We start from the raw sequence: 12014 nt of genomic DNA, 5'->3' as shown, positions 1-12014 counted from the left end.
GCTATGTTAAGGGTCTACCATTCCAATCGTCTGGACGTGCTGGAAGCGTTGATGGAGTTTATTGTCGAACGCGAACGGCTGGACGATCCTTTCGAACCCGAGATGATTCTGGTGCAAAGTACCGGTATGGCGCAGTGGCTGCAAATGACCCTGTCGCAAAAGTTTGGTATTGCGGCAAACATTGATTTTCCGCTGCCAGCGAGCTTTATCTGGGATATGTTCGTCCGGGTGTTACCGGAGATACCCAAAGAGAGCGCCTTTAACAAACAGAGCATGAGCTGGAAACTGATGACTCTGCTGCCGCAATTGCTGGATCGCGAAGACTTTACCCTGTTGCGGCATTATCTGACTGACGATAGCGACAAGCGAAAACTGTTCCAGCTTTCCTCTAAAGCGGCGGACCTGTTTGACCAGTATCTGGTCTATCGCCCGGACTGGCTGGCACAGTGGGAAGCCGGGAATCTGGTAGAAGGACTTGGAGAGGCGCAGGCCTGGCAAGCGCCGTTGTGGAAGGCGCTGGTGGAATATACCCATCAACTCGGGCAACCGCGCTGGCACCGCGCCAATCTCTATCAGCGCTTTATCGAAACGCTGGAGTCCGCGACGACCTGCCCGCCGGGGTTACCTTCGCGCGTCTTTATATGCGGTATTTCCGCGTTACCGCCTGTTTATCTCCAGGCGCTACAGGCGCTGGGTAAACATATTGAAATCCATCTCCTGTTTACCAACCCCTGCCGTTATTACTGGGGCGACATTAAAGATCCTGCTTATCTGGCGAAACTGCTGACTCGCCAGCGCCGACACAGTTTTGAAGATCGCGAATTACCGCTATTTCGCGACAGCGAAAATGCCGGGCAGCTCTTTAACAGCGATGGTGAACAGGATGTCGGCAACCCGCTGCTGGCCTCATGGGGCAAGCTTGGGCGCGACTACATTTATCTCCTTTCTGATCTGGAGAGCAGCCAGGAGCTGGACGCTTTTGTCGATGTGACGCCAGATAACCTGCTGCATAACATTCAGTCTGACATTCTGGAACTGGAGAACCGCGCCGTTGCGGGTGTGAACATCGAAGAGTTTTCCCGTAGCGATAACAAACGCCCTCTTGATCCACTGGATAGCAGTATCACCTTCCACGTTTGCCATAGCCCGCAGCGTGAAGTTGAAGTTTTACACGATCGCTTGCTGGCGATGCTGGAGGAAGACCCGACACTGACTCCGCGCGACATCATCGTGATGGTGGCCGACATCGACAGCTACAGTCCGTTTATTCAGGCTGTGTTTGGTAGCGCACCTGCGGATCGTTACCTGCCTTACGCCATTTCCGACCGTCGGGCGCGGCAGTCGCATCCGGTACTTGAAGCGTTTATCAGCCTGTTATCGTTGCCAGACAGCCGATTTGTGTCGGAAGACGTGCTGGCATTACTGGATGTGCCGGTGCTGGCGGCGCGGTTTGACATCACCGAAGAAGGGCTGCGTTATTTACGTCAGTGGGTCAACGAGTCCGGCATTCGTTGGGGGATAGATGACGATAACGTTCGCGAGCTGGAACTCCCCGCCACCGGTCAACACACCTGGCGGTTTGGCCTGACGCGCATGTTGCTGGGCTACGCGATGGAAAGCGCGCAGGGCGAGTGGCAATCGGTTCTACCTTATGATGAATCGAGCGGCTTAATTGCAGAACTGGTGGGGCATCTGGCTTCACTGCTAATGCAGCTAAACATCTGGCGTCGCGGGCTGGCGCAGGAGCGTCCGCTGGAAGAGTGGTTGCCGGTTTGTCGCGATATGCTCAACGCCTTCTTCCTGCCGGATGCGGAAACCGAAGCGGCGATGACGCTGATCGAACAACAATGGCAGGCGATTATCGCCGAAGGTTTAGGTGCGCAGTATGGCGACGCGGTGCCGTTGTCACTATTGCGTGATGAACTGGCACAACGTCTGGATCAGGAACGTATCAGCCAGCGTTTTCTCGCCGGACCGGTTAACATTTGTACTCTGATGCCAATGCGTTCCATCCCATTCAAAGTGGTTTGCCTGCTGGGAATGAACGACGGCGTTTACCCACGCCAGCTTGCGCCATTGGGCTTTGACCTGATGAGTCAGAAACCGAAGCGTGGCGACCGTAGCCGTCGCGATGATGACCGCTATCTGTTCCTGGAAGCGTTAATTTCCGCGCAGCAAAAACTCTATATCAGCTATATCGGGCGTTCCATTCAGGATAACAGTGAACGTTTCCCGTCGGTACTGGTGCAGGAACTGATCGACTACATCGGGCAAAGCCATTATCTACCGGGCGATGAAGCGCTCAACTGTGATGAAAGCGAGGCAAGGGTAAAAGCGCATCTTACTTGCCTCCATACCCGAATGCCGTTTGATCCACAAAACTATCAGCCAGGTGAACGACAAAGCTATGCACGTGAGTGGTTACCTGCGGCAAGCCAGGCTGGTAAGGCACATTCTGAATTTGTTCAGCCGCTGCTGTTTACCTTGCCGGAAACCGTGCCGCTGGAGACGCTACAACGATTCTGGGCGCATCCGGTGCGGGCGTTTTTCCAGATGCGCTTGCAGGTGAACTTCCGTACCGAAGATAGCGAAATTCCCGACACCGAACCTTTTATTCTGGAAGGGCTTAGCCGTTATCAAATCAATCAGCAGTTATTGAATGCACTGGTTGAGCAGGATGATGCCGAACGCTTGTTCCGTCGCTTCCGGGCGGCAGGGGATTTACCGTATGGCGCTTTTGGTGAAATTTTCTGGGAAACACAGTGCCAGGAGATGCAGCAGCTTGCCGACAGAGTCATTGCCTGTCGCCAACCGGGGCAAAGTATGGAAATTGATCTCGCCTGCAACGGTGTGCAAATAACGGGTTGGTTGCCGCAGGTGCAGCCGGATGGCCTGTTACGCTGGCGTCCCTCTTTATTAAGTGTGGCGCAGGGAATGCAACTTTGGCTGGAACACCTTGTCTACTGTGCCAGCGGTGGTAATGGTGAAAGTCGCCTTTTTCTACGCAAAGACGGCGAGTGGCGTTTTCCGCCGCTTGCAGCCGAACAGGCTTTACATTACCTCTCAGAACTGATTGAGGGGTATCGTGAAGGGATGTCCACGCCGCTGCTGGTGTTACCTGAAAGTGGCGGCGCGTGGCTAAAAACCTGTTATGACGCGCAAAACGATGCCATGCTGGATGACGATTCCACGTTGCAGAAAGCCCGTACGAAATTCCTTCAGGCTTACGAAGGCAACATGATGGTGCGTGGAGAAGGTGATGATATCTGGTATCAACGGCTCTGGCGGCAATTAACACCAGAGACAATGGAAGCCATCGTTGAACAGTCGCAACGTTTCCTGTTACCGCTGTTTCGCTTTAATCAGTCATGAGTGCTGTATAAAAATTGCGCAATTCATCTGCTTACTTTATGATGCGCACCAGTCACGGACTGATGGTTATATAGACATAGGCTGACTCGTGCAGCACAAGATTAAATTCTGCCGGATAATTTTCGTTAACGTATTGAATCTGGTTAGAAAATAAAGTTGATAATGAGGTCCGTGAATGCCCCGCAGCACCTGGTTCAAAGCATTATTGTTGTTTGTTGCCCTTTGGGCACCCTTAAGTCAGGCAGAAACGGGATGGCAGCCGATTCAGGAAACCATCCGTAAAAGTGATAAAGATAACCGCCAGTATCAGGCTATACGTCTGGATAACGGTATGGTGGTTTTGCTGGTTTCTGACCCGCAGGCGGTTAAATCGCTCTCGGCGCTGGTGGTGCCCGTTGGGTCGCTGGAAGATCCCGAGGCGTACCAGGGGCTGGCACATTACCTTGAACATATGAGTCTGATGGGTTCGAAAAAGTACCCGCAGGCTGACAGTCTGGCTGAATACCTCAAAATGCACGGCGGCAGCCACAATGCCAGCACGGCACCGTATCGCACGGCTTTCTATCTGGAAGTTGAGAACGACGCCTTACCCGGTGCGGTAGACCGCCTGGCCGATGCTATTGCTGAACCCTTGCTCGACAAGAAATACGCCGAACGTGAGCGTAATGCGGTGAACGCTGAATTAACCATGGCGCGTACGCGTGATGGGATGCGCATGGCACAGGTCAGCGCAGAAACCATTAACCCGGCACACCCAGGTTCAAAGTTTTCTGGTGGTAACCTCGAAACTTTAAGCGATAAACCCGGCAATCCGGTACAGCAGGCGCTGAAAGATTTCCACGAGAAATATTACTCTGCCAATCTGATGAAGGCGGTTATATACAGCAATAAACCGTTGTCGGAGTTGGCAAAAATGGCGGCGGACACTTTTGGTCGCGTGCCGAACAAAGAGAGCAAAAAACCGGAAATCACCGTGCCGGTAGTCACCGACGCGCAAAAGGGCATTATCATTCATTACGTCCCGGCGCTGCCGCGTAAAGTTCTGCGCGTTGAGTTTCGCATCGATAACAATTCAGCGAAGTTCCGTAGTAAAACGGATGAATTGATTACCTATCTGATTGGTAATCGCAGCCCAGGTACACTTTCTGACTGGCTGCAAAAGCAGGGATTAGTTGAGGGCATTAGCGCCAATTCCGATCCTATCGTCAACGGCAACAGCGGCGTATTAGCGATCTCTGCGTCTTTAACCGATAAAGGTCTGGCGAATCGCGATCAGGTTGTGGCGGCCATTTTTAGCTACCTCAATCTGTTACGCGAAAAAGGGATTGATAAACAATACTTCGATGAACTGGCGAATGTGCTGGATATCGACTTTCGTTATCCGTCAATCACCCGTGATATGGATTACGTCGAATGGCTGGCAGATACCATGATTCGCGTTCCTGTTGAGCATACGCTGGATGCAGTCAATATTGCCGATCGGTACGATGCTAAAGCAGTAAAAGAACGCCTGGCGATGATGACGCCGCAGAATGCGCGTATCTGGTATATCAGCCCGAAAGAGCCGCACAACAAAACGGCTTACTTTGTCGATGCGCCGTATCAGGTAGATAAAATCAGCCCACAAACTTTCGCTGACTGGCAGAAAAAAGCCGCCAATATTGCGCTCTCCTTACCGGAGCTTAACCCTTATATTCCTGACGATTTCTCGCTGATTAAGTCAGAGAAGAAATACGACCATCCAGAGCTGATTGTTGATGAGTCGAATCTGCGCGTGGTGTATGCGCCAAGCCGTTATTTTGCCAGCGAGCCTAAAGCCGATGTCAGCCTGATTTTGCGTAACCCGAAAGCCATGGACAGCGCCCGCAATCAGGTGATGTTTGCGCTCAATGATTATCTTGCCGGACTGGCGCTTGATCAGTTAAGCAACCAGGCGTCGGTTGGTGGCATAAGTTTTTCCACCAATGCTAACAACGGCCTTATGGTTAATGCCAATGGTTACACCCAGCGCCTGCCGCAGCTGTTCCAGGCTCTGCTGGAGGGCTACTTTAGCTATACCGCTACGGAAGATCAGCTTGAGCAGGCGAAGTCCTGGTATAACCAGATGATGGATTCCGCAGAAAAGGGCAAAGCGTTCGAGCAGGCGATTATGCCCGCGCAGATGCTCTCGCAAGTGCCGTACTTCTCGCGAGATGAACGGCGCAAAATTTTGCCTTCAATCACTTTGAAAGAGGTGCTGGCCTATCGCGACGCCTTAAAATCAGGGGCTCGACCAGAGTTTATGGTTATTGGCAACATGACCGAAGCCCAGGCAACAACGCTGGCACGCGATGTGCAAAAACAGTTGGGCGCTGATGGTTCGGAGTGGTGTCGTAACAAAGATGTCGTGGTCGATAAAAAACAATCCGTCATCTTTGAAAAAGCCGGTAACAGCACCGACTCCGCACTGGCAGCGGTATTTGTACCGACTGGCTACGATGAATACACCAGCTCAGCCTATAGCTCTCTGCTGGGGCAGATCGTACAGCCGTGGTTCTACAATCAGTTGCGTACCGAAGAACAGTTGGGCTATGCCGTGTTTGCGTTTCCAATGAGCGTGGGACGTCAGTGGGGCATGGGCTTCCTGTTGCAAAGCAATGATAAACAGCCTTCATTCTTGTGGGAGCGTTACAAGGCGTTTTTCCCAACCGCAGAGGCAAAATTGCGGACGATGAAGCCAGAAGAGTTTGCGCAAATCCAGCAGGCGGTAATAACCCAGATGCTGCAGGCACCGCAAACGCTCGGCGAAGAAGCATCGAAGTTAAGTAAAGATTTCGATCGCGGCAATATGCGCTTCGATTCGCGTGATAAAATCGTGGCCCAGATAAAACTGCTGACGCCGCAAAAACTTGCTGATTTCTTCCATCAGGCGGTGGTCGAGCCGCAAGGCATGGCTATTCTGTCGCAGATTTCCGGCAGCCAGAACGGGAAAGCCGAATATGTGCATCCTGAAGGCTGGAAAGTGTGGGAGAACGTCAGCGCGTTGCAGCAAACAATGCCCCTGATGAGTGAAAAGAATGAGTGATGTCGCCGAGACACTAGATCCTTTGCGCTTGCCCTTACAGGGCGAGCGCCTGATTGAAGCCTCTGCCGGCACAGGCAAAACCTTTACGATTGCGGCGCTCTATTTGCGCCTGTTACTTGGACTAGGCGGTTCTGCCGCCTTTCCCCGCCCGCTGACCGTTGAAGAACTGCTGGTGGTGACCTTTACCGAGGCTGCCACGGCAGAATTGCGCGGTCGTATCCGTAGCAATATCCACGAGTTGCGCATCGCCTGTCTGCGTGAAACCACCGACAATCCACTGTACGAACGCCTGCTGGAAGAGATCGACGATAAAGCGCAAGCCGCGCAGTGGTTGTTGTTAGCCGAACGGCAGATGGATGAAGCGGCAGTCTTTACTATTCACGGTTTTTGCCAGCGCATGCTCAACTTGAATGCCTTTGAATCCGGCATGCTGTTTGAGCAGCAGCTGATTGAAGATGAGTCTCTGCTACGCTACCAGGCCTGCGCCGATTTCTGGCGTCGCCACTGCTACCCGCTGCCGCGTGAAATTGCCCAGGTGGTCTTTGAAACCTGGAAAGGGCCGCAGGCGTTGCTGCGCGATATTAATCGTTATCTGCAAGGCGAAGCACCGGTTATCAAAGCACCGCCGCCCGATGATGAAACGCTGGCTTCCCGCCACGCGCAAATTGTGGCGCGTATTGATACGGTAAAACAGCAGTGGCGCGACGCAGTGGGTGAACTGGATGCGCTGATCGAATCTTCTGGTATTGATCGACGCAAGTTTAACCGTAGCAATCAGGCTAAATGGATCGAGAAGATCAGTGCCTGGGCAGAAGAAGAGACCAACAGTTATCAGTTACCGGAGTCGCTGGAAAAATTCTCTCAGCGTTTCTTAGAAGATCGCACGAAAGCCGGGGGGGAAACCCCGCGACATCCACTGTTTGAGGCGATCGATCAACTGCTTGCAGAACCATTGTCGATCCGTGATCTGGTGATCACCCGCGCATTGGCTGAGATCCGCGAAACAGTAGCGCGTGAAAAACGCCGCCGTGGCGAATTGGGTTTTGATGACATGTTAAGTCGGCTCGATTCCGCGCTGCGTAGCGAAAGCGGCGAGGTGTTGGCAGCGGCGATCCGTACGCGATTCCCGGTGGCAATGATTGATGAATTTCAGGATACCGACCCCCAGCAGTACCGAATTTTTCGCCGTATCTGGCACCATCAGCCGGAAACCGCATTGTTGCTGATTGGCGACCCGAAACAGGCCATATATGCATTCCGGGGTGCGGATATCTTCACTTATATGAAGGCGCGTAGCGAAGTTCACGCCCACTACACCTTAGATACCAACTGGCGCTCCGCACCAGGAATGGTGAACAGCGTGAATAAGCTTTTCAGTCAGACTGATGACGCGTTCATGTTTCGCGAAATACCATTTATTCCAGTGAAATCAGCCAGCAAAAATCAGGCGTTACGTTTTGTATTTAAAGGTGAAACGCAGCCTGCGATGAAAATGTGGCTGATGGAAGGCGAAAGCTGCGGCGTTGGCGACTATCAAAGTACCATGGCGCAGGTATGTGCTGCGCAAATCCGCGACTGGCTACAAGCCGGACAGCGGGGCGAAGCGTTGCTGATGAACGGCGACGACGCGCGTCCGGTGCGTGCTTCGGACATCAGTGTGCTGGTGCGCAGCCGCCAGGAGGCCGCTCAGGTGCGCGATGCCTTAACGCTGCTGGAAATCCCTTCCGTTTACCTTTCGAATCGCGACAGTGTTTTTGAAACTCTGGAAGCGCAGGAGATGCTTTGGCTGTTGCAGGCGGTGATGACACCAGAACGTGAGAACACCCTGCGCAGTGCGCTGGCAACGTCAATGATGGGGCTGAATGCGCTGGATATTGAAACGCTGAATAATGACGAACATGCGTGGGATGCGGTAGTCGAAGAGTTCGATGGTTATCGGCAAATCTGGCGCAAACGTGGCGTTATGCCGATGCTGCGGGCGCTGATGTCGGCGCGTAACATTGCAGAAAACTTGCTGGCAACAGCAGGCGGTGAGCGGCGTCTTACCGATATCTTGCATATCAGCGAATTGCTACAAGAAGCCGGAACGCAGCTGGAAAGTGAACATGCGCTGGTACGCTGGTTATCGCAACATATCCTCGAGCCAGACAGTAATGCCTCCAGCCAACAAATGCGTCTCGAAAGTGATAAACATCTGGTGCAGATTGTCACGATCCACAAATCGAAAGGGCTGGAATATCCATTGGTCTGGCTGCCGTTTATCACCAATTTCCGCGTCCAGGATCAGGCGTTTTATCACGATCGCCACTCGTTTGAGGCTGTTCTGGATCTTAATGCTGCGCCAGAAAGCGTCGACCTCGCGGAGGCCGAACGTCTGGCGGAAGATCTGCGTTTGCTTTACGTTGCGCTGACGCGTTCGGTTTGGCATTGCAGTCTCGGCGTTGCACCGCTGGTGCGCCGTCGTGGCGATAAAAAAGGTGACACCGACGTCCACCAAAGTGCGCTCGGGCGTTTGCTGCAAAAAGGGGAACCGCAAGATGCGGCAGGGCTTCGCACCTGTATTGAAGCGTTATGCGATGATGATATTGCCTGGCAAACGGCACAAACTGGTGATAACCAGCCCTGGCAGGTTAATGATGCTTTAACTGCAGAACTGAATGCGAGGACGCTACAACGATTGCCCGGCGATAACTGGCGTGTCACCAGCTACTCCGGTTTGCAGCAGCGTGGTCACGGTATCGCTCAGGATCTGATGCCACGGCTGGATGTTGATGCCGCAGGCGTGGTCAGCGTCGTTGAAGAACCGACGTTAACACCGCATCAGTTCCCGCGCGGTGCGTCACCAGGGACATTCTTGCACAGTTTGTTTGAAGACCTCGATTTTACCCAGCCGGTTGACCCGAACTGGGTACAGGAAAAACTGGAACTCGGCGGCTTTGAATCGCAGTGGGAACCAGTGTTGACCGAGTGGATCACGGCTGTCCTCCAGGCACCTCTCAATGAAACGGGTGTTAGCCTGAATCAGCTTTCCGACCGCGATAAACAGGTGGAGATGGAGTTTTACCTGCCGATTAGTGAACCGCTCATCGCCAGCCAGCTTGATGCACTAATTCGCCAGTTTGATCCGCTATCCGCTGGCTGCCCGCCGCTGGAGTTCATGCAGGTACGCGGCATGTTAAAAGGCTTTATCGACTTGGTATTCCGCCACGAAGGGCGTTATTACCTGCTCGACTATAAATCCAACTGGCTGGGTGAAGACAGTTCGGCTTATACCCAACAGGCTATGGCAGCGGCGATGCAGGCACACCGCTATGATCTGCAATATCAGCTTTATACCCTGGCGCTGCATCGTTATCTGCGCCATCGCATTGCTGATTACGACTATGATCGTCACTTTGGCGGCATTATCTATCTGTTCCTGCGTGGCGTTGATAAAGAACATCCGCAACAAGGGATTTACACAACCCGACCCAACGCCGGGTTGATTGACCTGATGGATGAGATGTTTGCCGGTATGACCCTGGAGGAGGCGTAATGAAATTGCAAAAGCAATTACTGGAAGCTGTGGAGCACAAACAGCTACGCCCGCTGGATGTGCAATTTGCCCTGACCGTGGCGGGAGATGAACATCCTGCCGTCACCCTCGCGGCAGCCCTGTTAAGCCACGACGCCGGGGAAGGGCATGTCTGTTTGCCGCTCTCACGACTTGAGAACAACGAAGCCTCGCATCCACTGTTGGCGACCTGTGTCAATGAAATCGGTGAGCTACAAAACTGGGAAGAGTGCTTACTAGCTTCACAGGCGGTCAGTCGAGGTGATGAGCCTACGCCAATGATCCTCTGTGGCGATCGCCTTTATCTCAATCGCATGTGGTGTAACGAGCGCACAGTGGCACGCTTTTTCAACGAAGTGAATCATGCCATTGAGGTTGATGAAGCTCTACTGGCGCAAACCTTGGACAAACTTTTTCCAGTAAGCGATGAAATTAACTGGCAAAAAGTGGCGGCGGCAGTGGCGCTGACGCGGCGGATCTCGGTGATTTCCGGCGGCCCTGGCACCGGTAAAACGACCACCGTAGCGAAGTTGCTGGCAGCGTTAATTCAAATGGCAGACGGCGAACGCTGCCGTATCCGCCTGGCTGCGCCAACGGGGAAAGCTGCCGCGCGCTTAACCGAATCGCTTGGCAAAGCTTTGCGCCAGTTACCGCTGACCGATGAACAAAAGAAACGCATTCCGGAAGATGCCAGCACTTTGCACCGATTGCTGGGTGCGCAGCCGGGTAGCCAGCGTTTACGTCATCATGCCGGTAACCCGCTGCATCTTGATGTGCTGGTGGTAGATGAAGCGTCAATGATCGATCTGCCTATGATGTCGAGACTGATCGACGCCTTGCCCGATCATGCGCGAGTGATCTTTCTCGGCGATCGTGATCAACTGGCCTCGGTTGAGGCTGGGGCTGTGCTGGGCGATATCTGCGCTTATGCCAATGCCGGCTTTACCGCCGAGCGTGCCGGGCAGCTAAGCCGCCTGACGGGAACTCACGTTCCGTCAGGAACTGGCACAGAAGCGGCATCTTTGCGCGACAGTCTCTGCCTGCTGCAAAAAAGCTATCGTTTCGGCAGCGATTCTGGCATTGGTCAGTTAGCTGCGGCGATCAACCGTGGTGATAAAACGGCAGTGAAAACCGTTTTTCAGCAGGATTTTACTGATATCGAAAAACGGCTCTTACAGAGCGGCGAAGACTATATTGCGATGCTTGAGGAGGCTCTTGCGGGTTACGGGCGTTATCTGGATCTGCTGCAAGCGCGTGCCGAGCCGGATTTAATCATTCAGGCGTTCAATGAATACCAGCTTTTGTGCGCCCTGCGGGAAGGGCCGTTTGGTGTGGCTGGATTGAATGAGCGAATTGAGCAGTTTATGCAACAGAAGCGCAAAATTCATCGTCATCCGCACTCACGCTGGTACGAAGGCCGACCGGTAATGATTGCCCGTAATGACAGCGCGCTTGGGTTGTTTAATGGCGATATCGGTATTGCGCTGGATCGCGGGCAGGGGACGCGCGTCTGGTTTGCGATGCCGGATGGCAATATTAAGTCTGTGCAACCGAGCCGCCTGCCAGAACACGAAACCACGTGGGCGATGACGGTACATAAATCGCAGGGATCGGAGTTTGACCATGCGGCGTTGATTTTACCGAGCCAACGCACGCCAGTTGTAACGCGAGAGCTGGTTTACACTGCGGTGACCCGCGCGCGTCGCCGTCTGTCGTTGTATGCCGATGAGCGCATATTAAGTGCGGCAATCGCCACTCGTACTGAGCGGCGCAGTGGTCTGGCGGCGTTGTTTAGTTCGCGGGAATAAACGTGATTGCCTGATGCGACGCATGCGCGTCCTGTCATGCCTCCGGGCATTGCGCATATGCGCATCTGGCGATTTCCGTCGCTTACCCTAAATCCGCCATCAACACCTTTGATTTGATGTAGGTCGGATAAGGCGTTCACGCCGCATCCGACGATGAGCGTCAATACCTGATGCGATGCTAGCGTGTTTATCATGCCTCCAGGCATTGCGCATGTCG

Annotated in this window: 4 protein-coding genes; all 4 read left to right on the top strand. The window is 53.4% G+C overall.

What is annotated here, in order from left to right; translation table 11 throughout:
• Positions 1-3: 3 nt before the first annotated feature.
• The 4 genes from recC to recD all read left to right on the top strand — a co-directional run bounded on the left by recC (position 4) and on the right by recD (position 11797).
• Positions 4-3372, top strand: a complete 3369-nt coding sequence (gene recC / locus FQZ95_RS16715; RefSeq protein ID WP_160530441.1) for an exodeoxyribonuclease V subunit gamma — start codon at positions 4-6, stop codon at positions 3370-3372.
• 175 nt (positions 3373-3547) lie between these two features.
• The gene (gene ptrA, locus FQZ95_RS16710) at positions 3548-6436 is read left to right on the top strand and encodes a pitrilysin (protein ID WP_032185030.1); all 2889 of its coding nucleotides are present in this window, start codon (positions 3548-3550) and stop codon (positions 6434-6436) included.
• Positions 6429-9971, top strand: a complete 3543-nt coding sequence (gene recB / locus FQZ95_RS16705; protein ID WP_160530440.1) for an exodeoxyribonuclease V subunit beta — start codon at positions 6429-6431, stop codon at positions 9969-9971. The genes ptrA and recB overlap by 8 nt, the downstream gene beginning before the upstream one ends.
• Positions 9971-11797 carry an exodeoxyribonuclease V subunit alpha gene (gene recD, locus FQZ95_RS16700; RefSeq protein ID WP_032185028.1) on the top strand — a complete coding sequence of 609 codons (1827 nt, stop codon included), beginning with the start codon at positions 9971-9973 and terminating at the stop codon, positions 11795-11797. The genes recB and recD overlap by 1 nt, the downstream gene beginning before the upstream one ends.
• The last annotated feature ends 217 nt before the right edge of the window (positions 11798-12014 follow it).

The sequence above is a fragment of the Escherichia sp. HH41S genome (genome assembly GCF_009820115.1).
In the GTDB taxonomy this organism is placed as follows: Bacteria; Pseudomonadota; Gammaproteobacteria; order Enterobacterales; family Enterobacteriaceae; genus Escherichia; species Escherichia coli_F.
The sequence above is the reverse complement of the archived record's forward strand: the minus strand, read 5'-3'. Positions and strand labels throughout refer to the sequence as shown.